Here is a 25,847-nt window from a genome sequence, read left to right on the forward strand (position 1 = left end):
TAGATTTGTATACTATAAATATTGTAGCAAAGAATGATAAAAATGTTGAATTTATATCAAAATTGTAAATAAAAACAGCTTAATTGTTTGATAATTAATGTTTAAGTGTTTTAATATATACTTGTTTTTAAAATTTAAATAATCTTAACTACCTAAAAATATTAAGTAATAAAAACTATTTATTGAATGGTTAAATTTTTACTTATAACAAATCCTTTTTGCTCTCTTTCTAAAGAATATTGAGCACCTCCAACAGAAATTTTATAGATTCCTGGCACAATTACTTTCTCCCCTTCTTTATTTACAGAGGTTAATTGATCTTTATCAATTTTAAAAGTTAAAACCTTTTTTTCTTTAGATTTAAAAGCAACTCTTTGAAATTCTGCCAATGTTTTATGCGGGTTGTATTGATCTGTATTTAAGTTATGAATATAAACCTGTGCTACTTCTTCTCCATCAAAATCGCCAACATTTTCTACTGTTACATTTACTGTAAAATCTTCATTTATATTTATGGTTTTTGCAATTTGCAGATTTGTGTATTTAAAAGTTGTAAAACTTAATCCGTAACCAAACTCATATAATGGTTTTCCTTTAAAATATCTATATGTTTTTCCTTGCATTTTATAATCGCTAAAAGCAGGTATATCATTAATATCTTTATAAAAAGTTACAGGCAATCTACCTGCAGGGTTGTAATCTCCAAAAATTACATCTGCAATCGCTGTTCCACCAGCTTGTCCAGGATACCAAGCTTCTATAATTGCTGGTACATTATCATTTTCCCAATTAATAGACAACGCACTTCCGTTTAATAAAACAAGAATGGTTGGTTTCCCTAATTTTATAATTTTTTTAATTAAATCTGTCTGAGTCTCTGGCAGTTTTGTGTGCACACGATCTCCGCCTCCAAAACCTTCAACCTTTACCTTCATTTCTTCACCTTCTAACAGAGGGCTAATTCCCATACATAAAACAACAACATCTGCATCTTTAGCAAGTGTAATTGCTTCTTTTTCTAAGTTTTCTTTAGGCGATTCCCATAACAATCTCATAATAGAATGTTCTGTATTGTTTTGTACACATTCAAATTTAATTTGGTATTTTTTACCAGCTTTTAATTGAATATATTCATAAACTTTTTTGGGATGATGCTGATTATGAAAAGTAATCATTGGTTTTCCGTCTAAATATAATTTCATTGATGAAAAAGCTTCGCCACCTAAAGCATAATTACCTGTTTTATCTACAGCTAATGTACCTGTCCATCTTACAGAGTATTTGTCATAACTCATATCATTAAAAGGAGGTGTTGTTCTCCACGTAAAATCTACCGTTTTATCTATTCTTGTATGTTTTGGTGTTCCTTCAAAAGAAATATTATCAAAATACTCTCCTTTTAAACCCTTCATTTTTAAGGAATTATCAGTAAACAAAACACTTTCTGGCATTGCTTCAAATACAGGTAAACCTTCTGCTAATTTGCTACCCACTGCAAATGAAACTTCTGCATTGGGTAATTTACGTTTAAGACCTTCTAGTGGAGTTATTGGGTCTGTTGGGTATCCATTATAGTTTCCTAAAAGTACTTCTAAATCGTCTGAATTAGAACCAATTACAGCTATTTTTTTGATTTTATTTTTATCTAAAGGAAGTAAATTTCCTTCGTTTTTTAATAATACCATCGATTTTCTAGCAGTTTCTAAAGAAGCTAATCTATGCTTTTCAGAATCTACAACATCATAGGATATGTTTTCATATTTTACATCTCCTTTAGGAGCAAATAACCCTAATTTTAAACGTGCAACAAATAGTTTTACAAGAGAAACATCTAATTCTTGTTCTGTAATTAAACCTTCTTTTACTGCTTCTACTAAAGCAGGATAAGAGTTTCCGCAATTTAAATCTGTACCCGCTTTAACTGCAACTGCAGAGGCTTCTTTGGCGTTTGCACTAATTTCATGAGCTCCTTCATCATAAAAATCTCTCACTGCCCAACAATCAGATACAATATATCCATCAAAACCCCAATCTTCTCTTAGTAAATTACTTAAATCTTTGTTGCCACAACAAGGTTTTCCATTAAAACTATTATAAGCACACATAATAGAATATACTTTAGCTTCTTTTACAACTTTTTCGAAATGAGGACTATAGGTATTTAAAAAATCTTGTGGACTTGGAGTTGCATTAAAACGATGACGATCTACTTCTGGTCCACTATGTACTGCAAAATGTTTTGCAGTAGCTACTAATTTTAAATAATTAGGATCATCTCCTTGCAAACCTTTAATAAAACGCACTGCCAATTCTCCTGCTAAATATGGGTCTTCTCCATAGGTTTCCATTCCTCTTCCCCATCTTGGATCTCTAAAAATGTTAATATTTGGTGTCCAGTAGGTTAACCCTTGATAAATACCTCTTTTTCCTCTAGAAGCAAATTCGTGATGTTTTGCACGTGCTTCATCAGAAATAATAGTTGATATTTTAGATATTTGATCTCTATCAAAAGTTGCAGATAAACCAATTGCTTGTGGAAAAACGGTTGCTCTTCCTGCTCTTCCAACTCCATGTAAACACTCATTCCACCAGTTATATTCTGGTATATCTAATCTATCTATTGCAGGAGAAGCATGACTCATTTGAGACACTTTTTCTTCTAAAGTCATGGCAGCAACCAATTCTTTGGCTTTTATTTCAAAATTTATAGTTTCTACTTTTTTTTCTGGAGCATTTTTTGCGCAAGCAAAAAAGAATAATATACTAACAGCAAAAAGGGCAATCTTATTAAAATTTATTTTTATCATACTTTTATTATCATAAAACATAAAAACTAGTACTAGAAGGTTTTCTCTCTAAAAAATCTAGTTTTTTTAATTACTTATTTAAGAGTAAGGTTTTTTATGGATGTACCTTTGCATCATATTAAAAAAAAATAGTAAATCTACAAAAGTTTTAAGCTTCTGCGGATTTTATATTTATTGTAAACCTTCTATAAAACCAGAGTAGGCTTCTTTTTTACCAAACTCGTTATCAAATAATAAAGGCCAATCTAAAACATTAAACCTTGGTGTAATCCAAGAATCATCATCTTTTAAACCCCATAAAGTTAAGGCGTATTTATTGGCATCTGGTATGCTATTATACACTCTTGTTACTTCTCTAACCTTATCACTTTGTGCAAAAGATCTTTGTTCTGTAAATGTTGTACTTTGTCCGTTTAAATTTGTTCGTACATCTAACTCAGAATAATGAATTAGTACATTTCTACTTACCAATTCGTTAGTTGCTGTTTGCATTTCTGCTTCACTTGGGTTTTCTATGTTAATATGCATTTGGTACCCTACACCATCCAATAAATTACTAGCAATTAATTTATCGATTTCTCTTAATGCACCAGATCTTTTTAAAGGATCTGTAACCATATTATAATCGTTATAAAATAGTTTTACATTTGGGTCTGCATTTCTGGCAAACTGAAAACATTTTTCTAAATAATTTTCTCCCATTTTTTGTCTAAAAATACTAGCTCTTAAACTGGTTGAATTGTCTATAATAGCCTCATTAACAACATCCCAAGAATCTACTTTATCTTTATATCTTGTTACAGTAGTGGTTATATAATCTTCTACAATAGCCTCAAATTGTGCATCTGTTCCTGTAAAGTTTGTTAGAGCATTTGGTACACTTTCATGCCAAATTAATGCGTGTCCATGAATGTTCATTCCTTTTTCTTCTGCATAGTCTACAATTGCGTCTGCTTTAGACCAATCGTAACTAATATTCATCATAGCATCTATACCAGTAATTATATTTGCCATTTTCATAGCATTTTCTGCAGTTACACTATTAAATTCTCTTTCATATACTTCCATATACTGAGAATCTGCTATTCGATCTGGATTAACAGCCACTCCTACAAAAAAGTTAGATGCACTAGATTTTAAGGTAATAACTTCATCTGGTATAAAACGTGTTACAACACTAACTACATTAGAATTTTCTGTTGGTACTCCGTTTAAAAGACCTCTTACTCTGTAAAAATACCTTGTGTTATTTGATAAGTCTGTAATAATTTCTTGAAACCCATTAATTGATTTTGAATTATAGCCTGATACAAATGTTGAAAATGTTTCGTCTAAAGATACATCTAACTGATAACCAGAAGATCTAAAAATAGGCTGCCATGAAATTCTAAATTCTGTAGGTCTAATATCTAGTGCTTCGTTTGCAACTGGTATTGTATCAAATTCAATTTCTGCGTCTTCTTTTTCACAAGAATTAAAGCCTAACGTAAACATTAAGGTTATCAATAGGTATATAGTTCTGTATTTTTTCATTAGATATTCTTATTTAATGATTTTTATTTTTACTGATTTATTTTACAATTAAGGTTACATTATCAAACTGAATACTTTGCTCAGCAGGATCTCCATAAATGTTGGTACTTGCTTTTATTCTTAAAATGTTTTTAATATTTATTTTTCTATCTAAATTAGATGGGTTGTATCCATAACCAAATTGACTTAAATTCACTTCAATAGTTTCCCATTCACAGGTTTCTTTTAAGAAAGAATATTGCCAGTTTACATTTCCGTCAGAAGAATCGTTTGGACCATCTACAATAATAAAGTTTAGAGTTGTGTTTGGTGTGTTTCCACAATTTACATCAATTCTTAAAAACACATCGTTTACTGTTTTACCCTCTAAACTTTCTGAAGGAATAAGAGGTACAAAAGAAGCATCTGATTGAGATACAATAAAGCCAGATGATAAATCTCCATCCCATACTAATTCATAAAAGTCTCCATCACTGTCTGCATCTCCTTCAATTACTGCTTCAGAAGCTACATCACCAAAAGATTGCCAAGGGTTTGATAGAATACCTCCACCATCAAAGTCTGTTACTAAAAATAATTCGAAACCTAAATCGAAATTAATAGTTCTATTTACAACTCCTCCAGAGGTTGTTAAGGTTAAAGTTCCTCTAGGCTCAGTAATTGTTTCTGGTATTACTAAAGAAATTCTAGAACCATCTAATTGTGTAAATGTTAAAGGAGTTTCTTCAAAAAGTATTTCTGAAGTATTATGTAACCACTCACCTTCTATGATTACCACCTCACCTACTAATGGAAGTGCTGGTATTGTTTTTAATATTTCTGGTTCTGGTTGAAGAATTGTAAAAGTATGGCTTACAGACTCTTTAGACTTAAAAGAAAAGTTGACTGTTTGTTCTCCAAATCGGCTTCCTTTTTCTTCATCAAAAGGAACTGTAAAAAAAAGAGCAACATCAGAATTAAGAGCAGGATTGTAGACTGTTGTTACAGTATTATCAAATACAATAGCATTTAAATCACTTAAATCCATTCCTTCTGCCGTTATTAAATCTCCAGGAAAACCAGTGTTTAAAGTAATTGCAGTGTCTGAGGTTTGTGCTATTAGAACTGCAATTTCTGGCACAGTATCTTCATCTTCACAGGAAACTAATAATGTAAATCCTGAAATTAATAGCGTTAAAAAATAAAATCGTTTTAACATAATAGTTGTATTGTTAGTTAATTAGCGTAGAAATCTACAGGTTCATCTTTGGATATAAAGCTTGCATCACCTGATGGAATTGGAAATAAAAAATCGCTTTCACTAGGTGTTATTTTATTAGAACTTACTTGGTTTGGATTATCACCAATGTTTACGCCCCTTTCTTGATTAGAAATAATGCCTATTGCTTTTGTTCTATCAATTCGTTGTAAATCAAACCAATATTTACTTTCTAAGGCTAGTTCTATTCTACGTTCTTGTAAAATATCATCTAATGTAATTACTGTTTTTACTGGTAAACCGGCTCTTCTTCTAACCGTGTTTATGGCACTTAATGCATTTGGATCTGTTGTAAAATCTCCATCATTTAAAATTGCTTCTGCCTGTATTAATAAAACTTCTGCATAACGCATCATGTGTGTAGGTAATTCTGTACGCATAAAACATACATTTGCAAATTCATCTGGAGAGCCTGCAATGTATTTTCTAAAACCTGCTATTGTAGATGTTAATCCAGAAGCTGGTACAACATATCCTCCATTTGCTGTATCTAGCTCCTCATAACTACTGCCAGGTTCCATTAATGTCCAATAACGTCTTTTATCTGAAGTTTCATAAGCTCTTTGTAAATCTACACTAGGTTGGCAAGTACCCCAACCATCGCCAGATTTTGTAATAGTTCCTGATGCTGCAAAATAGGCTTGGTTTGTATTTTGAGTTCCCCAAAGAGAGCAGTTTACAAACCATTGTAATGCAAATATAGATTCGTTATTAATGTTTTCGTAAGTTGGATCTACAAATTGCTGATGATATTCTGTTTCTAAAGCATGTAAACCACTATTAATTACTAGTTCTGAATACGTACGTGCATCACCATAATTTTCTAAGGTTAAGTGTAGTTTGGCTAAATAAGACCATGCTGCTGTTTTACCAACTCTACCTCGAGTAGCTTGCTCTAATGGAAGCAATAGTGCTGCCATTTCTAAATCTTCTCTAATAAAACGATGTATACTTTCTACAGTATTTTTTTGTAATGGATCATTATTGTCTATTGTTATTTTATCTAAAATTGGTAATGGTCCCCATAAACGAACTAAGTGAAAATATGCAACCGCTCTCATAAATAAAGCTTCTCCTTTTGCTGTATTTTTTGCTTGTTCTGTAACTTCGTCACCTAAACTTTCATCTATTGCTTTTAGTACAGAATTAGAAACGGTAACAACTACCCAGTAAGATTCCCAACCTTCAATCATATAGGTATTGTTAGGGTTCATTGCAAAATTTACAAATTGCACAAGATCTTCAAAGCTACCAACAGAATTACCTGAATAAGAATCTCCCATTGCCCATCTAAACTTATCATTATAATAAAACCAAGGTCTACCATATAATGCTGCACTTGCACTTAGTAATTGATCGTCTGTATTGTAAAAATTATCAGAAACTATAGCGTCTTCTACAGGCTGTTCTAAAAAATCTTTAGAGCAAGAAACTGTCACTAAAATAAATAATGACAACAATAAAATTTTGTAAATACTTTTCATCTTTAAAATATTTTAGTTTTATAATTAAAATTGAACATTAAGCCCAAGAGTTATTGTTCTAGGTACAGGATATCTAGCAAAATCTACCCCTGTTAACGTGGCAGATTGATTATAAGAACCAACCTCAGGATCAAACCCAGAGTAGTTTGTAAAAGTGTATAAATTTTGTACTGTACTATATATTCTTAATTGGTTGATAAATGATTTTTTTCCAAAAAAGGTACTTGGTAAAGTGCATCCTAATGAAACATTTTGTATTCTTAAATAAGAAGCATCTTCTATAAAACGGTCTGATATTCTGTTATTTCCATTAGGATTTCCATTGATATATCTTGGTAATATTCCATTTGGGTTAGCTGCAGAATAACGATTGGCAACAGCTGCAACTTGATTATTAGAAGGCAAAGTCATACCTTCTGTAATACTTCTAGTCCAATTATAAACTTCATTACCCTGAGAGCCTTGTAAGAAAATAGAAAAATCAAACATACCCATTTTAAAATTATTTGTAATACTGTAGGTAAAATCTGGATGTGGACTACCAATAAAAGTTCTGTCTTCATCAGTAATAATACCATCGTCTTTTAAATCTTTAAATCTAATATCTCCTAGCCAAGTTCCATTTACTTCTGGTTGACTACTATCTCTAGTTTCTATAGGGATTGGACCATTGCTTAATTCTTCTTGTGATCTAAATAAACCATCTGTTACAAAACCATAAAACTGACCTATGGGTTGCCCAACAATCGATCTTGTTAATTCTTGCCCAAAGGCAAAGAAACCTGAAATAGCGTCTCCTTCATTTACCAATGCTCTAATTTCGTTTTTGTATGCAGAGAACACAAGATTCGTTGTCCATTCTAATTTATCATTTGCTATATTTCTAGTTTTTAAACTTAAATCGATCCCTGTATTTACCATTTCACCAAAGTTTATTGTTGGAGGACTTACCCCGAGAAAAGCTTGTGAGTTATGAGTTCCAAAAATACTTGGTAAAGGTTCTGGTGCTAAAAAGTCTTTAGAAACTTTTTGATACAAATCTACTTCTAAATGAATTTTATCATCTAACAAACCAAGCTCTATTCCTAAGTTAGGAGAAATTAACGTTTCCCAACCAATGTTTGGGTTTGCAAAGTTTTGTATTACAAAACCACTACCAAAAGCTGTTGGCACGTTGGTTAACGATTCTAAAAACAAATTATTTCCTACACCTTGATTTCCACTGGTTCCATAACCAGCACGTATTTTTAGCCAGCTGATAACATCATTATCCTTTAAAAAAGATTCTTTACTAACTACCCAAGCACCAGATACAGATGGAAAATAATCAAACCTGTTGCCGTCTGCAAATTTAGAAGAACCATCATACCTTAAAGATGCAGAAAGATAATATTTAGAATCATAATTATAATTAACTCTTCCAAAATAAGAAACAAGACTATTTCCGTTTTCAACTGATGAAGCTACAGATGTTTCAACATCACCTGTATTTAAACCCGTTAAATCATTATTAGGAAAATTTGCTCGTTGACCTGTTAGCCCTTTATATATTCCTTCTTGCGCTTCCATACCTAATAAAAAATTAAAAGAATTTTTGCCGAAATCTTGGTCGTAAGTAAAGTAGTTTTTAAATAACCAGAAAAAAGATTCTCCTAAAGATTTAACAGATGTATTTACTTCGTTTATAATTCCACCAAACTCATAAGTAGGATTAAAAGCTTCACTTCTAGATGTATTAAAATCATATCCCATATCAGTTCTAAAAGTAAGGCCTTCTAAAAGTTTTGCCTCTACAAAGATATTTCCATTAATTTTAAAACGTTCTAAATTAGTTTTTCTAATATCTGCCCATGCCACTGGATTTACTGCTTCATCTGTACCTAAACCTAATGTTTGGTTTGGTGCACCAAATGTACCATCAGATAAACGAACTGGTATGTCTGGTGATTGTTGCAATGCTGTTGCAATAATTCCATTAGCAGCATCATTTAGCACCACATTTTCTAGAGAATTACTAAAATTAATGTTGTTACCCATTTTAAATTTATCACTGAATTTATGGTCTAAATTTAGACGCATACTAAATCTTCTAAAATCTGTATTTATAACGATTCCTTCTTGTTCAAAATAATTAACGGATGTGTAATATTTAGTACTTTCATTACCACCTGTAATAGATAATTGATGGCTTTTAATTGGTGCTTGTCTAAAGATAGCATCTTGCCAATCTGTACCATCGCCCAAAATAGCAGGGTTTTTAAATTGTGGTAGCGGTTCTAAACCTATAGTAGCTCGTGCTTCATTGGTATATTGTGCGTATTCTCTTAAATTCATTAAATCATAAGTACGAGGTACAGATTGCATACCTGAATACGACTCTAAAGTTATTTTTGCAACCCCAGCTTTACCTCTTTTTGTAGTAATTAATACCACTCCATTTGCTGCTTGAGAACCATAAATTGCAGCTGCAGATGCATCTTTTAAAATTTGAATTGATTCTATATCTGATGGGTTTAATGTAGAAAGAGGACTTACCTGTGTTTGACCTCCAGCACCACCAAATTGTGAGAAGTTAAAAGAGCTGCTTCCAGCAGAATTAACCTGCACTCCATCAATAACATACAAAGGTTCATTACTACCAGTTATAGAAGTTACCCCTCTAACCCTAACAGATACTGCTCCTCCTGGTTGCCCAGATGCACGTGTTACTGTAATACCAGATACTTGTCCTTGTAACAATTGATCAACATTTGCAACAGGTTGTTCTTCTATGGCTTTTGCTTGTATAGTTGAAACAGCACCTGTTAAATCTTTTTTACGAGCTGTACCATAACCAATCACAACAATTTCATCTAAATCTGTTCTAGATTCTTTAAGTATCACATTAATAATAGTAGCTTCTCCAACAATTTTCTCACTGGTTTGATATCCTATAGAAGAAAAAATAAGAATGTCTCCTTTTTTAATATTTTTAATAATGTAGTTTCCATCAAAATCTGCTACTTGACCATTACTTGTATTTTTTACTACAATGCTAACACCAGGTATTGGCTGACCATCAGTTCCGTTTACTTGACCTTTAATAGTTAAGCTGTTTTGTGCATTACTGAATTGTGGGATAATCAGTAACATAATAAAAATAGAAAATCTTAAAATTAATTGAATGTTTTTCATCAAAATTTAGTTTAATGCTTCATTAACGATATAAATAGTTGTTTTAAAAATTAACGCAATGTTAACAATCTTGGTTCAAAGATATTTTTGATTGCTAAAAATGTTTAGTGTTTTTGATGCAATCAATATAAATTTTGATGCAAAATTTTTAAATATGATATATTTACCCCTTTAAAATTAACAAATTAATAAAAAATCATTAATAAAATTGATAAAAGTATTTTTAGGTTTCTTATTCTTGGGTTTAATTACAACAATGAGTCTTAATATATTTAACTTTCTTAATTTTTAAGTAGCTAAACATAGCTGTTTACTTTAAAGTAACATCAAACTTTGTTTGAATTCAACTAAAAGGTACAACTTTACATAGCATTTTTTATTTTTAACTACTAAACAACTATTTTACAAAGAATTGTATTGTTAACATTATTTATTAAACCTTTAAAAAGTAATTTAAAGAAAGAAAGGGGCTATATCTGATAAATATCAAAAAATAGCCCCTTTAAATTGTTTAAAATTGATGTTAAATTACTTTAACTCAAAGTTAGATTTTAAATTAGCGTTAGAATCTCCACCAACAAAAATTTCAAAATCTCCCTCTTCTATAATAAATTTTCCTTGATTATTGTAAAATCCTAATTCAGCTTTCGCTAATTGAAAAGTAATTGTTTTCGTTTCACTCTTTTTAAGTGGTACTAATTTAAAGCCTTTTAATTCTTTAACGGGTCTTGTAGTGCTACCTACTTTATCTCTAATATATAACTGAATAACTTCTTTACCATCATAATTTCCTGTATTGGTAATATCTACAGATACTTTTATAGTTTCATTTAAAGAGTAAGTAGCTTTTTCTAACTGTAAGTTTTTATACTCGAATTTAGTATAACTTAAACCATAACCAAATGGGTATAAAGGAGTATTTTCTACATCGCTATAATGAGACCAGAAAACATTGTTTTCTCTATTACTACCTCTACCTGTGCTTTTATAGTTGTAATAAATAGGAATTTGCCCTACGTTTCTTGGAAACGTCATTGGTAGTTTTCCACTTGGGTTATAATCTCCATACAATACCTGTGCTATTGCGTTACCTGTTTGAGTACCTAATTGCCAACCCATTAAAATTGTAGGTATATTTTCTTTTGCCCAGTTAATTGTTAATGGCCTACCAGCTTTTAAAACCAAAACAATATTTGGGTTTACTTTATAAACAGCCTCTAGTAACTCTTGCTGCAAACCAGGTAAATCTAAATTAGTTCTACTTCTTCCTTCGCCGCTTTGAAAACCATGTTCTCCTAAAACCATCACTACAACATCTGCATTTTTGGCAGCTTGAATTGCTTGTTTCATTCCCTCTTTATTGGTTGTATTTACTTTTACTTCATCAACAAAAGCTGTTTTACCAATATAAAAATCTACCCCTTTTTCATATTTTAATGTATTGCCCTTATATGCTTTCATTCCTTCTAAAATCGAAATAGCAGTATGATCATCAGAAGCCAATCTCCAACTACCTAAAGGACTATTATCATCATCTGCCAAAGGGCCAATTAATGCTATTTTTTGTCCTTCCTTTTTTAAAGGAAGCAATTGTTTTTCATTTTTTAATAAGACCACAGATTTTTTTGCCATGTCTAAAACCGCTTCTTGATGTGCTTTATTTCCAATTTCATTTTTCTCTCTTTCTTCATCACAATACTTGTATGGGTCTTCAAAAAGTCCTAGTTCAAATTTTACTCTTAAAATTCTTCTTACAGCGTCATTTATTGTTGTGATGTCTACTTTTTTCTCATTGACCAATTTTACCAATTCATTTACATAAACATATCCTTCCATATCCATATCAGAACCAGCAGTTGAAGCTAAATAAGCAGCCTCTTTTTTGTCTTTTGCTTGTCCCCAGAAAATAGCTTCGTTAATAGAAGCCCAATCAGATACTACAAAACCATCAAACTCCCATTCTCCTTTTAGAATATCACGTTGTAAAAAATTATTTGTACTAGCAGGAATTCCATTTAAATCATTAAAACCATTCATAAAAGTTCTAACACCTGCTTCTTTTGCAGCTTTAAAAGGAGGTAATACAGTATTGTATAATGTATTTGTACTAATGTCTACAGTATTATATTCTTTACCCGCTTCAGAAAAACCATAACCAGCAAAATGTTTTGCACAGGCTGCAATTGTGTTTACATCAGCAAGATTATCTCCTTGAAACCCTTTCACTCTTGCTTCTGCAATTTTGCTTCCTAAATATGGGTCTTCTCCTCCACCTTCCATTACACGTCCCCAACGTGGATCTCTAGAAATATCTATCATGGGTGCAAATGTCCAATTAATTCCTGCAGCTGCAGCTTCTGTTGCTCCAACTCTTGCAGATTTTTTAATAGCTTCTAAATCCCAACTTGCAGATTCTGCAATAGGTATAGGACTTAATGTTTTAAAACCGTGAATTACATCGAAACCAAATAATAAAGGAATACCAAGTCTAGTTTCCTCAACTGCAATTTTTTGTAAGCTTCTTGTTTTGTCTACTCCTCTTACATTTAGCATTGCACCAACCCAACCTTTTCTTAAATGCTCGTACTTAGTTTTTGCATTTCCATCTTCTGGCACAGGTCCTGTTGCGTCCCAAAACCCATTGTAGAGATTCATTTGCCCAACCTTTTCTTGTAAGGTCATTTTAGCAATTAGGTTATCAATTTTGTTTTCATAACTATCAATTTTATTTTCTTGTTTTTGTTCTTTAGAACAAGTAGAAAAAAAGAGTATTATAAAACAAACTGATATTATTTTTTTAATAGTTTTCATGAAAATTAGTTTTTTAAAAATTTAATATAACCAATTTAAACATTGTTTTCTTTAGCAAAAAAAATAAACACATTAAAATGATTCAATGCAACATTATAGTTAGATTGATGCATCATTTGATCTATATTTTCTTTTGTTTATTCGATTTCATAATCAATTTGATACATCCTATTAAAGAATTCTTATGTTAATTTTTTAATTATTAAAATTAAAAAGTAGTTTGTTCTAAGGATAATTATTCGTTTACAAACGTTTACAAGTAATTACAACCGAAAGTAATTGTTTCGAAACCGAATAAAGGTTTACTTGTGTCGCAACTTTGCAGTGTTGAAAAACATCAACAAAAAATAATTATAAACTTACACTTAAAATAAAAGTGTTTAAAAACTTATCTTATGAATACGTTAAGAAACAAAGTACAATTAATAGGTAGATTAGGTCAAGAGCCAGAAATAGTAACCTTTAAAGATGGTAACAAAATGGCAAAATTTTCTATGGCAACAGATGATAGTTATAAAGACAAAGCTGGTAACAAAGTAGAGCGAGCTTATTGGCACCACGTCGTTGACCATATGCGAAATTCGACTTCTCGCCCAAAAGCCCATGCCTAGGGGGTATAACATAAATCCAGTTACCATAGGAGACTACCTAAAACAGTATAGATTACAAAACGGTTATACAACTTTTGAGCTTTCATTAGAGCTAGATGTTTACCAAACCACTATCTATAAATGGGAAAATAACGAATCAAATCCGAAAGGAAAAAACTTAAACAAACTCATAGAATTTATGGGTTACGACCCAAGAATTCACAAACCAATAAACACAAAATATTATGAACTCAATTAGAAACAAAGTACAGTTAATAGGAAATTTAGGAAACAATCCAGAAATTATAAACCTAGAATCAGGAAAGAAATTAGCGAAATTCTCTCTTGCTACAAATGAAAGTTACACCAATGCATCAGGAGAAAAAATAGATAAGGTCGAATGGCATAATTTAGTAGCCTGGGGAAAGACTTGTGACATTATAGAAAGGTATTTAACCAAAGGAAAAGAGGTCGCTATTGAAGGTAAATTAACTTCTCGTTCTTATGAAACCAAAGAAGGTGATAAAAGATACATAACAGAAGTTGTTGTGAACGAACTTTTGATGTTGGGGAATAAGTAATCAATTAAACCTAAAAATCTGGAGTTTTAGCTCCAGATTTTTTCGTGTATTTTCTAAAGATTTAGGATGATTTATATTTCTTTTGCTTTTATCAATTCATCATAAAATTCTGCACAAAAAAAAGCAACATCTTTTCTATGGTTTAGTTTTAGTTTACTAGTAATGCTCTTAAAATAAGTGTCAATTGTATAAGGGGTATTCCCCATAATTTTAGATAATTCTTGCCTATTAGTTGTGTCTTTTGAAAGTAAAGTAAGTTCCAATTCTTTTTTACTTAAATCAGAAATACCATAAATAGAATCACTAAAAATAGAACGTGTAAATTGATTTCTACTTTTATATAATTTATGCATTGTTGTAGATTTGTATGTCCCATTTTCAACAACATTTAAAAGCGTTTCTTCAAACTCTTTGATACTGCATCCTTTATCTAAAAAACTTAAAAACCCACTTTTTATAGCCTTTTTCATAATTCTGTAAGAATTGTAATTGGTATAAGCAATGGCTTTAATTCTTGGCTCAAATTTTAAAATACTTTCAATTATGAAAAAACCATCGTTTTTTGAATCATTATTAAACTCTAAATCACATAAAATCAAATCGACTTTTATTTCTTGAGTTTTAGCGATAGCAGTTCTAACATTATCAGCAAAACAGCAAATAGCATCAGGAAATACTTTTTTAACTCTTTTTGTTATTCCTTCTTCAAGAATTTGATGGTCGTCAATAATTAAAACATTCATAGGTTTAGTTTTTATAAGGAATAGTAATTCTAACAGTAAAACCACTGTTTACATCAATAGTTAAATCACCCTTTAAAAGTGTAACTCTATCTTCTATACTGTTAAGCCCATTCCCCTTTTTTAAATCTGAAGAACCAATTCCATTATCCGAGTAATTCAATTGTAGATAATTATCATTTAATCTAATCTTCACAATTGTTTTTGATGCTTTGGCATATTTTAAGTTATTGGTAAATAACTCCTGAGATATTCTAAACAAATGTGTGCTATAAGGTTCTTTCAATTCCAGATAAGGAGGTTCAATTTGTACTTCAAAAAGTTTGTTTTCGGTGTTTTTCGGAACAATTTCATAGAGTCTATCCATAAAAACTTCGCCGTGAATAGGAGTATTATTCAATTGATGGGATAGATTGCGTATTTCTGTATAAGAATCTAACAGTTTATGTGAAGTCTCTACATCTTTGGTTTCAAAATCGTGAGCTAGTAACCTTAACTTACTGGCAATACCATCGTGCAAATCTTTACCTATTCTAATTTTTTCTAGCTCACTACTTTTTATAGACTCTTCAAGTAGTTTGAATTTTTGGTCTTTCTTTCGTTTTCTTAAATACAATCCTCCTCCCAAAACAACTAGAAATATACTGGCTATGGCATAATTGGTTTTTGTTTTTGATTGCTGAATTAGTAATTCTTTTGCTTGGCTTTCATTTTTTAGTTTTAAAATCTCGTTTTCTTTTTGTTGCGCTTCTTGATTAGACTTATACTTAGATATTCTATTTGAAAATTCTACAGACTTAATACTATCTGTAATTTGCACCCACTTTTCCTTTGCTGTAAAAGCTTCTTCGTATTTTCTCTCAGCTAAAAATAGATTACTCTTTAATAACAATAATTGTGTGTCTGTAGTTTGTGCAACAAAGCTATTAGCTAGCTTTAGTAATTCAATTTCTCTTTCTACCTGAAGAATTACTTTATTTGCTGAATTCAGATTTTTCGTTGCCAATTCTAGTTCAGCTAAACTGAGTAAATTCTTTATCTTAGTATCAGGGGTGTTGACTTCTTTTACCAGTTCAAGAGATTCTTGTATGTGTTTTCTAGCTTCCGCAAAGCGTTTTAACTTTACTTTTATATAACCTAAATTTCCTAAAATAATAGCTTCATCCAATTTATTAGATTGTTTCTGAGCGAGTACTAATCCTTTGTTAAACACTTGTAAACTTTCTTCTTCCCGCTTTAAATCTATCAAGTTTAACCCTATATTATTATAAACTCTGGGTAAATATTCTTGATTTTTTAAATTCTTTAAAATATGTAAAGCTTTTGTATTTTCTTCGTATGCTAAATTATATTCTCTTATCGTATTGTATAAAATAGCAATATTAATATGTGTTTTATAAACTTGAACAGAGTCTTTTTTAGCTAGAAAATAACTGTTACCATTAGTGTACTTTTTAATAGCATCATTGTAATTGCCTTTGTTACTTAATAAAATAGCCAAATTACAATTGTTCTTTGCCCATAATAAAGAATCTAAAATCAGCTTATCAGAAACTAAGGTTTTTTCTATAAAATATTGTGCACTGTCAAGTTTACCTTTGTACCAATAAGCAATTGCTAAACCTGTTAAAGATTCTGGCAGTAATTTATGTTTTGCTTTTTCTGATATTGAAACAGACTTTTTTGCATAAAACAATGCACTATCTATATTCTGTCTTTGATATAACACGCTAATCTTGTTTAAAACAGCTACATTGTTGGTTGTACCCTGTAGAACTTTTTTTAGACTATCAATTTTCTTGTTGGACTGACCAAAAGCACAAAAAGTAATTAAAAATAAAGCTAGTAAAGTAAGTTTCTTCATCATAGTTCTTGTAGTTTCCTCAAAAATAGAAAATTAATTATAACTAAAACCCTAATATGGTTAGGTTAAGAATTGCTAAACCAATTTATATTTGAAATCAAAACAAGAAGTAACACTTATAGACTAAATATATTTTAACTATATTTAACACAATTAATTAAAACCAAAATTTCTATGAAAAATCTCTGCCTTCTGGTAGCATTTTTTGTTACAATCATCTTACCTGCCCAAAGTACTTACACTGTAGATAACAAACCCAATGCAAAAGCAGATTTTAGTAATTTACAAACTGCTATTAACACTGTTACTACTGGGAGTATACTTTTAGTTCAAGGCTCTTCAACTAGCTATGGAGGAATTACAATAGAAAAAAAAATTACAATTAAAGGGACTGGGTATTTCTTGGGGGAAAATCCTAATACGCAAAAAGACTTTTCAGAATCTAAGGTGTCAAGTATTTCTCTAAAAGCTGGCTCTTCTGGTTCTACAATATCTGGGCTTTATGCAACAAGTTGGTTTAAAATATTTGATGGAGTATCTAATATATCCTTTATTAGAAATAGAGTACTGTATATTTCTCATTCTGGTGCTGCAAGCACAAATAATTTAGTTAAGGAAAATTATATCATTGGCTATTCTCAAAGTAACTGTTCAAGTTGTATAAGGGTAGCTATTGCATTAAATGACTCTGAAATAACTGGAAATTATATTGGGAATTCTAATTTTATCCAAGGAACTAACCTTAATATAATTAATAATGTTTTACAACAAAGTATAGCTGTTGCACCTAGTTCTAATTTCTATTGTAATGCCAATGTAAAAGACTCTTTCATTCAAAACAATATTATGAATAGTGCTGCTGCTATTCCAACGAATTATAATTCCTCAGCAGTAAATAATTGTGGTAATTCTTTAAGAAATAATATCTTTTATCATCCTAGTAATACCTCTCAAGAAACAGATAACTTCAACAACAAATTGGTAATAAAAAGTCCTTTCGTAGATAATTCTGATAATCAATACTCCACAGATGGCAAATATATACTCTCTTCAGATTCACCAGCAAAAGGGGCAGGTGTTGGTGGTGTAGATTGTGGAATGTTTGCTGGGGGTTACAAACTTTCGGGTATCCCAGATATACCCAACATTTACGAATTTAATGTACCAATTACTGGCTATAGCAACAGCACTGGTATTCAGGTGAATGTAAAAGTAAAATCTAATAATTAAACACATCAAATTACACAGAAAATGAAAAAACTGTTAATACTTATTTTATTCAGTATTCCTACCATTGTTCTTGCACAATCTACGTATACTGTAGACAACAAACCCAATGCAAAAGCTGATTTTGATGATTTACAAACTGCCATAAATACTGTTGCTGCTGGGAGTACGCTTTTGGTTTCTTCTGGAAGTTATAACAATGTTACTATAGAAAAACGAATTATCATAAAAGGGACTGGTTATTTTTTAACTGAAAATCCGAATACCCACGCGGACCCTGTAAGTTCCATAGTTTCTGGAATTACTTTTAAAAAAGGTTCAGAGGGTTCTGTTATTTCAGGTATAAGTTCTAATGGATTTGCTTTTTCAGAAAGCGTTTCAAATATTTCTTTTGTTAGAAATTATGTAAGAACAATTGGTTTTTATAATACCCCAGCAAATAGAGGTATAGAAGTTACAAATATTAATATTTTTCATAATTATATATACGGAGAAAGAAGGTATAGTAGTTCGTCAAGTTCATCTTATGATTATTCTATTAGAGTAGGAAGCGGTTCTTTGATAGAAGGTAACTATATAACCTCTTCAAATTTAGTAAAGGGAAGTTATTTAACAATAAGAAATAATGTATTATGGAATGGATTGCCAATAGGTATTGGATTTAGAAGCCAAGGTAGTGATATATCTAAATCTACAATATCAAATAATATTTTTAGACTTGGTTCATTTTTTATAAATAATGATGATTGGGAAAATAATATTAAAAATAATATTTTCTTCCATACTTCAGTAACTTCTCCCACCGCAGATGATAACGACAACAAATTAACCAATACAAACCCATTTATAGAAGATACAGATGATAGATACTCTACAGATGGCAGGTATATACTTTCTTCAGGTTCACAAGCCAAAGGTGCAGGAGTTGGTGGTATAGATTGCGGAATGTTCTATGAAATTGATGGTAAAGACGCTGGGTATAGGTTATCAGGTTTACCAGACATACCCAATATTTACGAATTTAATGTGCCTACCACTGGCTATAGCAATAGCACTGGTTTACAAATAAATGTAAAAGTAAAATCTAATAACTAACAAATGGTACACAAAAAAATCATTTGCTTAGCAATAGTACTGTGTAGTCTTATTGGTTATGGGCAAAGTGTAGAATATTTCTGGGATACAGACCCTGGTTTTGGTAAAGGTACAAGCTTAGGTTCTGGTTCTAATATAAATGCAACAATACCGCTTACTGGTTTAACTACAGGTGTACATAGTTTATATGTACGTGGTAAAAATGCCAATGGCTGGGGTTTATACACCAAACGAAATGTGTATATAGTTAGTGGTAATGGAAACACACCTAACATTAGTAGGTTAGAATATTTCTGGGATACAGACCCTGGTTTTGGTAAAGCAATTCCATTAACTATAAGCTCACAAACAGGTACAATAGAGAATAACTTTTTAGTTAGTCTCAAAAATTTATCTGTTGGTGTGCACAGTTTATACATAAGAGCCAAAGACCAATTTGGTAAATGGAGTTTACAAACCAAACGTAACGTATATGTGGTAAAAGGTGATGGTACTTTACCAGATATTACAGAGGTAGAATATTATTTTGATACAGACCCTGGTTTTGGAGCAGGTACTTCTTTACCATTAACTGCTAACAATACTATTGATAAAGATTATATTATTCCATTAAACAATCTTACAGGTGGTGAACATCAATTGTATATAAGAGCAAAAGATGAATTTGGCAAATGGAGTTTGTACAGCCAAAACACCATTACCATTGGCGATTGGAACTGTGCATACAATGATGCACCAGCAGGTCATTACGCACACGAAGCTGTTACCAATTTATGTACGAAAGAAATATTAGATAATGATGGGATGTGTGAGCCCAATGAAACGCTAAACAGGGCAGAATTGGCAAAAATCACCTATTTAAGTATTGGTTTACAAAATAATCCTACAGCAGATGACTTCCCTTCTCCTTTTAACGATTTACAAAGCAAAGAAGATACTTGGTATTATTCCTATGCGAAAAACTTATCTTATTTAGAATTTGATGATGCTACAGCACCTTTTGATAGAAACTATTTCAACTTTAAACCTTCAGATGATATTTCTTTAGCCAATACCTTAAAAGTATTACTTGAAGCTTGGAATATTGATGAAACCAATAATTCTGGCACAACACCTTTTATAGACGAAGGTTTAACTGAACATTATGGCTACAATTATATTGTTAAGGCTTATGATTTAGGTTTAATTTCTGATACAGCAGACCATTTGATACATCCTGATGGGTACATTAAAAGAGGTACTGCTTTTGTGATTTTACATAAAATGTTAGAAACACTAACTCCACCAACCATTTCAGATACCGACTTTTTTATTCCTGGTAATTATACACCCACCAATTTAGCTTCATTTGCTGGTATGCATAGTGGTAATTTTAACCATTATACCAAAACAAGTTTTGCAATTGGTAGTGTTGGTATTCCTTTAGGTTTTGAGCATACCTATAACTCGTATTTATCAGAAATGCCAACGTCTTTAATTCCATTACAGCCTTTAGGTAAAATGTGGAATCATACGTACAACAGTTATATTACAGAGATTGTGGGTGATGTAAAAAGACCTGATGATTATAGAGTTATTGTTGCGTTACCCAATAGTGGTTTCCATATTTATCAAAGAGATGGAGGAGGTTTTAAAGCAGTTACACAAGGTGTTTATAATACTTTGCAAAGACCAACTGCTGATAAATTTACCATTATTACAAAAAATCAAATTGTATATACCTATCAAAAGTTTGAAGGTACTGATGAAATTTTCCCATTTGTGTTAACGCGTATTCAAGATAGAAATGGAAATACATTAGCGGTAAATTACGAGGATGCAAAAAATCCTAAAACCGAAAACTACAAACGTATCAGTGAAGTGGTAGGTACTTCAGGTAGAAAATTACAGTTTGCATATCACCCAACATCAGATTTGGTAAAAGACATTACTGACCCTTCAGGTAGAAAAATTTCATTTACTTTCAATTCAGATGATGAGCCAAAATTGATCTCTTTTACAGATGCTAAAAATCAATCTTCAACCTATAATTATGGTGCAGATGCTGAAAAAGATTTGTTAATGACGATTACCTTGCCAAAAGGAAATACAGTTACGAATTCTTATGAAGGCAAAAAGTTGATAAGTAGTCAAACCAATGCCAATCAGCCAACACAATATACTTACGATAGAAATTACGGACAAACTGCCAATGATAATTTTACAAAAACCACAGTAGTTGACCCAAATAATCAAACCACAGTTGTAGATTATAATAAAAACGGAAATCCGAATCATATTAAAAAAGACAACAATACCAATGTTGATATTACTTATGATGCCACACAAACACACAAACCATCAGGCATTGATGTAAATGGAAAAAAAGCAGGTTTAACCTATGATGATATGGGTAATGTATTATCGGTCAATTTACCTTTAGGCGTTTCTTATAGTTATGAATACAATAGTAGAAACGACATTACAAAATATACAGATGCAAATGGCAAAAATTACACCTACAGTTACAATGGTTCAGGTAATTTAACCCAAACAAGTACACCAAGAGGAAGTACTAATTTTACAGTAAACAGTAAAGGTTTGGTAACTTCGGTTACAAATCCTGCTGGTATTACTACTTCTTACACCTATGATGCTTATGGAAACGTCATTAAAACTGATGCGCCTGAAGGGATTTCTACCAAAGCAAGTTATGATGTAATTAGTAGATTATTGTCATTTACAAATCCTAATGGGCAAAGTATGTCCTATCAATATGATGCAAATGATAATTTGTTAGAAGAAACATTTAATAATAAATCTACCAAATACAATTTTGATCCAAATGACAATCTCACAAAAATCATCAATGCAAATAATGGGGCAACAACTATGGCGTATGATTTTGACAATGACTTTTTAACCTCTGTTAATTTTGGTAGTGCTACTGATGCCTATACCTATTTTGATGATGGAAAAGTAAAAACCTATACTAACCCAAAAGGTACTGTATTTACCTATAATTATGATAGTGAAGGAAGATTATCTAGCGTTAGTACAACAGGAGATACTGTAACCTATACTTATGATACGCATAATAACATCACTGCTATTGCAAACTCAAAAGGAACTATTAGTTATACATATGATGCTTTAAACAGGGTAACCAGTACAATAGATTATTTTATGAATACTGTTGGGTATAGTTACGATCCTAATAGTAATGTGACTAAAATTACCTATCCAGATAACAAAGTTGTAAACTATACCTATTATGATGATAATCTATTAAATACAGTTACAGATTGGAATGGCAATACCACAACATATACCTATAGAGCAGATGGTTTGTTAAACGGAATTACCTATGCCAATGGAACGAACTGTACGTATACGTATGATAATGCTGGTAGAATGACAGGCTTATCTTGGAAAAAAGCAGATACAACTATTATTAATGCATATGCTTTTACACTAGACCCAATAGGCAATCATTTAACCGAAACCAAAACAGAACCTTATACTGCAAGTGCATTAGCAAATACGGATGTTTCTTATTCTTATAATGCTACCAACCAAATACAAAATGCAGGCAATGTTACTTTTTCACACGATACCAATGGAAATATAACCAGTAAAACAGGAAGTACCTATACTTTTGATGTATATGATAGACTCACAGGAGTTTCTGGAGGAATAACAGCACAATACGAATATGATGCTTCAGGTAAAAGAAGAAAAAGTACTGTAAATAGTGTAGAAAAAAGATATGTATTAGATATTCTTGGAATGAGTAGAGTTTTGATAGAAACTGACAATGCTAATACACCACAAAACTATTATGTATATGGCCTAGGATTGATTTCTAGAACTAATGCCAGTAATCAAACCCATTATTATCATTACGATTTTAGAGGAAGTACTATTGCAATGACAGATAAAAATGAAGCCATTACCCACAAATACCAATACAACGATTTTGGACAACTTTTAGAAAGTGATGAAGCAGACACAAACGCATACAGGTATGTAGGTAAATATGGAGTAGCTTTTGAAGATACAGAACTCTATTTTATGAGAGCTCGTTTTTACGACCCAACAACTGGGCGTTTTTTAAGCGAAGACCCTATTTGGGCTACAAACTTATATCCTTACGCAGAGAATAATCCTATTGGGAATATTGATCCTAAAGGAGAAAAAGCTTTGCACGGAGCAGTGTTTGGTAGTGCTAGTACAGCAATTTTGGAAAGTCCAAAATTAATCAAAAACGTAACACTTGGAATTACTGGAATAAGTGCAGGTTTTTATTCAATCATTACAAATGATGAGGAAATGTTTATAGCTTCTATGATAGCTATGGACGATGCAGGTGACGGTCTTGTAGAGTATAGTAAGAATGTAACAAAATCGGGAGTAAAAGGGGCTATTTCTGGTAAATTAACTTCTGGGATGGGATTTAGTTCAAAGGGTGGTCTAGGAACTACCAAGTTATTTGGTAAAACAGGTTATTTACCAATTGGTGTTGATTTTAGAATGGTAGAGGGCAGAGCAATAAAAGATATTGGTCATTTAGTTTATGAGGGAGCAAAAAATGAATTAACTGATTTTATAGAAGATCAACTTAAAAATAAAGTCTTACAAAAGTGAAAACAATAAAATTAATACTAACAATAAGTGTCATTTTCATAGTAAAGCAAGGCTTTTCACAAGATACACATACTTATCAATACGATACAGAAAGTCGTTTGATAAACTCAAAAGATGGGATAAAAACACAAACTTACCAATATGATAAATTAGACAATCGTTTGGGGTATAAATTAACAAGTACTGTGGTTTTACCAGATTTAACTATTTCTGCTATAAATAGTTCTGCTATTACATTAACACAAGAGCAAGAAACAACAGTTATGGCTACTATTAATAATAGTGGTTCAACTATAGTACAAAGTAGTATTTTAAAAGTCTATTTGTCTGCCACAGCAACTAATACAGATGTAGAGGTAGGTAGTTTTGTAGTGCCTACTATTAATGCTAACTCAAATAAAGAGGTTAGTTTTAAAATAAACATACCTAACAATGCAACTTTAGGTAATCGTTTTTTGGTATTTTATATAGATGCTATTAAAGCAATACAAGAAACAGATGAAACTAACAATACAAACAATATTGTTGTTACTATAAATGCACCAGATGTTGCAGAGTTAAATATTCAAAATGCCGCATTAAATAATACAACTGTAGTTGCAGGAGATAATTTAGAATTAACAGCTAGTATTTTCAATTCAGGTACTGCAAATGCAAGTGTAGTAACTGTAAAAGCTTATTTATCTTCAAACACTACTTTAGAAGTCAATGACATACCACTTACAGATGCTAATGAAACTATTTCTGCCTTAAATGCAGGTACTAATTTAGGGTATAATAAGACAGTTGTTATTCCTTCTAATTCAGTTACAGGTAACTATTATGTACTTTTTGCAGTAGATAAAGAGAATACTGTTTCAGAATTAGATGAAACCAACAATGTGGTTGGAGTTCCTTTAACCATTAAAAAAGACACTGCTTTGCCAATTGCCAATTTTAGTGTAGAGAGTCAAACCTTATCAGCTTCGAATTCGGTGCAATTTACAGACCAAAGTATAAATGCACCTATAAGCTGGGTTTGGTCTTTTCCTGGAGGTACACCAAGCACATCAACCTTACAAAACCCATCAGTAACCTATAATACAGAGGGAGTTTATGATGTTACATTAAAGGTATTCAATGCAAATGGAGAAGCACAAGAGTATAAAAATGAATACATTACAGTAACTACAAATACAGCCAGCTTGACCTATGTGCCAGATGATAATTTTGAGCAAGCCTTAATCGATTTTGGTTATGATTCTGGAGCGTTAGATGATTATGTACCCACTACAAATATTACTGCTGTAACTAGTTTAGACATTGCTTCAAAAAATATCACAAACTTAACAGGTATTCAAGATTTTCAGTCATTACAAGTTTTAGATGTTAGCAATAATCAAATCACTAATATTAATTTATTAGTAAGTAGTGCTCTTTTAGAAGAGTTCAATTGTTCAAATAATAATTTGAATGCATTAAATATCAGTTCTAATGTTAACTTGAAAAAGTTAGATGCAAGTAACAATCAGTTCACAACTTTAGACGCAAGTACTAATGTAAAACTGACAAGTGTTTTATTGAATAATAACTTATTAGAAAGTTTAAATATTAAGAATACAACCAATGCTATTATTTCTGAATTTAATGTTATAAATAATACAACAAACTTATGTATTCAAGTAGATAATGCAACAGATGCATCTAATGGCACAGGAAATTATGCTACTTGGCAGAAAGATGTTTCTGCACAATATTCAGAAAGTTGTGAGGCATTAAGTGTTTTACAAGAAGAATTGATAAGTAGTATCTTGGTGTATCCTAATCCTACTAAAGCATTTTTAAAAATACAGGTTAATGATAGTTTAAAAATTAATAAGGTAATAATTTATGATGTATTAGGTAAAGAGATTTTAAAACGAACTAAAAATTATAATCTTATAGATATTTCTAAATATTCTAATGGAACCTATTTCTTAAAAATTAAAACAGATAAAGGTTCAGTGATTAAAAAGATAATCAAAGATTAACTTATAAAAGCGTTAGCTTTTATGTCAGCACAAAAAACAAAGAGACAA

General features: G+C 31.1%; 14 protein-coding genes and 1 pseudogene. 7 read left to right on the plus strand and 8 right to left on the minus strand.

Annotation, left to right across the window (positions count from 1 at the left end; genetic code table 11):
• Positions 1-179: 179 nt before the first annotated feature.
• From Q0731_RS02015 to bglX, 6 genes are all read right to left on the minus strand, one after another.
• Entirely contained in the window at positions 180-2,807 is a 2,628-nt protein-coding gene (locus Q0731_RS02015) for a glycoside hydrolase family 3 C-terminal domain-containing protein (protein ID WP_299059149.1), read from the minus strand.
• A gap of 171 nt (positions 2,808-2,978) precedes the next feature.
• Positions 2,979-4,340, minus strand: coding sequence for an endo-1,4-beta-xylanase (locus Q0731_RS02020; protein ID WP_299059151.1), 1,362 nt, complete (start codon positions 4,338-4,340; stop codon positions 2,979-2,981).
• A 37-nt stretch (positions 4,341-4,377) separates the two neighbouring features.
• Positions 4,378-5,538 carry a hypothetical protein gene (locus tag Q0731_RS02025; RefSeq protein ID WP_299059153.1) on the minus strand — a complete coding sequence of 387 codons (1,161 nt, stop codon included), beginning with the start codon at positions 5,536-5,538 and terminating at the stop codon, positions 4,378-4,380.
• A 17-nt stretch (positions 5,539-5,555) separates the two neighbouring features.
• Positions 5,556-7,082, minus strand: a complete 1,527-nt coding sequence (locus Q0731_RS02030; protein WP_299059155.1) for a RagB/SusD family nutrient uptake outer membrane protein — start codon at positions 7,080-7,082, stop codon at positions 5,556-5,558.
• Positions 7,083-7,106: 24 nt separating this feature from the next.
• Complete coding sequence (locus Q0731_RS02035; protein WP_299059156.1) at positions 7,107-10,256, minus strand: TonB-dependent receptor; 3,150 nt, start codon at positions 10,254-10,256, stop codon at positions 7,107-7,109.
• A 528-nt stretch (positions 10,257-10,784) separates the two neighbouring features.
• Positions 10,785-13,067, minus strand: a complete 2,283-nt coding sequence (gene bglX, locus Q0731_RS02040; protein WP_299059157.1) for a beta-glucosidase BglX — start codon at positions 13,065-13,067, stop codon at positions 10,785-10,787.
• A 395-nt stretch (positions 13,068-13,462) separates the two neighbouring features.
• Here bglX and Q0731_RS02045 point away from each other — a divergent pair.
• The 3 genes and pseudogenes from Q0731_RS02045 to ssb all read left to right on the plus strand — a co-directional run.
• Positions 13,463-13,630: pseudogene (locus tag Q0731_RS02045) on the plus strand (single-stranded DNA-binding protein); the annotation flags it as partial.
• A 40-nt stretch (positions 13,631-13,670) separates the two neighbouring features.
• Entirely contained in the window at positions 13,671-13,916 is a 246-nt protein-coding gene (locus tag Q0731_RS02050; RefSeq protein ID WP_299059159.1) for a helix-turn-helix transcriptional regulator, read from the plus strand.
• Positions 13,903-14,238, plus strand: coding sequence for a single-stranded DNA-binding protein (ssb, locus tag Q0731_RS02055; protein ID WP_299059161.1), 336 nt, complete (start codon positions 13,903-13,905; stop codon positions 14,236-14,238). The genes Q0731_RS02050 and ssb overlap by 14 nt, the downstream gene beginning before the upstream one ends.
• A 71-nt stretch (positions 14,239-14,309) precedes the next feature.
• On the opposite strand, the gene Q0731_RS02060 is transcribed toward ssb, so the two are convergent.
• Together Q0731_RS02060 and Q0731_RS02065 are read right to left on the minus strand one after the other, a co-directional pair.
• The gene (locus tag Q0731_RS02060) at positions 14,310-14,981 is read right to left on the minus strand and encodes a response regulator transcription factor (RefSeq protein WP_299059163.1); all 672 of its coding nucleotides are present in this window, start codon (positions 14,979-14,981) and stop codon (positions 14,310-14,312) included.
• A gap of 4 nt (positions 14,982-14,985) precedes the next feature.
• A complete protein-coding gene (locus Q0731_RS02065) occupies positions 14,986-16,842 on the minus strand; it encodes a hypothetical protein (RefSeq protein WP_299059165.1) in 1,857 nt (618 codons plus the stop codon).
• Positions 16,843-17,016: 174 nt separating this feature from the next.
• On the opposite strand from Q0731_RS02065, the gene Q0731_RS02070 reads away from it, so the two are divergent.
• The 4 genes from Q0731_RS02070 to Q0731_RS02085 are packed head-to-tail and all read left to right on the plus strand — an operon-like array spanning position 17,017 to position 25,799.
• Positions 17,017-18,072, plus strand: coding sequence for a hypothetical protein (locus Q0731_RS02070; protein WP_299059167.1), 1,056 nt, complete (start codon positions 17,017-17,019; stop codon positions 18,070-18,072).
• A gap of 21 nt (positions 18,073-18,093) precedes the next feature.
• On the plus strand, positions 18,094-19,164 hold the full coding sequence (locus Q0731_RS02075; protein WP_299059169.1) for a hypothetical protein: 1,071 nt from the start codon (positions 18,094-18,096) through the stop codon (positions 19,162-19,164).
• 3 nt (positions 19,165-19,167) lie between these two features.
• Positions 19,168-23,790: an RHS repeat-associated core domain-containing protein gene (locus tag Q0731_RS02080; protein ID WP_299059171.1), complete on the plus strand. Its 4,623-nt coding sequence runs from the start codon at positions 19,168-19,170 to the stop codon at positions 23,788-23,790.
• Positions 23,787-25,799, plus strand: a complete 2,013-nt coding sequence (locus tag Q0731_RS02085; RefSeq protein WP_299059173.1) for a CARDB domain-containing protein — start codon at positions 23,787-23,789, stop codon at positions 25,797-25,799. The genes Q0731_RS02080 and Q0731_RS02085 overlap by 4 nt, the downstream gene beginning before the upstream one ends.
• Positions 25,800-25,847: the final 48 nt, after the last annotated feature.

Origin of the sequence: uncultured Polaribacter sp., from assembly GCF_947497695.1 — a bacterium.
In the GTDB taxonomy this organism is placed as follows: Bacteria; Bacteroidota; Bacteroidia; order Flavobacteriales; family Flavobacteriaceae; genus Polaribacter.

Excerpts from the sequence above, each read along its gene's own strand:
- Q0731_RS02015 (WP_299059149.1), bottom strand. The coding sequence starts at position 2,807 with ATGATAAAAATAAATTTTAATAAGATTGCCCTTTTTGCTGTTAGTATA.
- Q0731_RS02020 (WP_299059151.1), bottom strand. The coding sequence starts at position 4,340 with ATGAAAAAATACAGAACTATATACCTATTGATAACCTTAATGTTTACG.
- Q0731_RS02025 (WP_299059153.1), bottom strand. The coding sequence starts at position 5,538 with ATGTTAAAACGATTTTATTTTTTAACGCTATTAATTTCAGGATTTACA.
- Q0731_RS02030 (WP_299059155.1), bottom strand. The coding sequence starts at position 7,082 with ATGAAAAGTATTTACAAAATTTTATTGTTGTCATTATTTATTTTAGTG.
- Q0731_RS02035 (WP_299059156.1), bottom strand. The coding sequence starts at position 10,256 with ATGAAAAACATTCAATTAATTTTAAGATTTTCTATTTTTATTATGTTA.
- bglX (WP_299059157.1), bottom strand. The coding sequence starts at position 13,067 with ATGAAAACTATTAAAAAAATAATATCAGTTTGTTTTATAATACTCTTT.
- Q0731_RS02050 (WP_299059159.1), top strand. The coding sequence starts at position 13,671 with ATGCCTAGGGGGTATAACATAAATCCAGTTACCATAGGAGACTACCTA.
- ssb (WP_299059161.1), top strand. The coding sequence starts at position 13,903 with ATGAACTCAATTAGAAACAAAGTACAGTTAATAGGAAATTTAGGAAAC.
- Q0731_RS02060 (WP_299059163.1), bottom strand. The coding sequence starts at position 14,981 with ATGAATGTTTTAATTATTGACGACCATCAAATTCTTGAAGAAGGAATA.
- Q0731_RS02065 (WP_299059165.1), bottom strand. The coding sequence starts at position 16,842 with ATGAAGAAACTTACTTTACTAGCTTTATTTTTAATTACTTTTTGTGCT.
- Q0731_RS02070 (WP_299059167.1), top strand. The coding sequence starts at position 17,017 with ATGAAAAATCTCTGCCTTCTGGTAGCATTTTTTGTTACAATCATCTTA.
- Q0731_RS02075 (WP_299059169.1), top strand. The coding sequence starts at position 18,094 with ATGAAAAAACTGTTAATACTTATTTTATTCAGTATTCCTACCATTGTT.
- Q0731_RS02080 (WP_299059171.1), top strand. The coding sequence starts at position 19,168 with ATGGTACACAAAAAAATCATTTGCTTAGCAATAGTACTGTGTAGTCTT.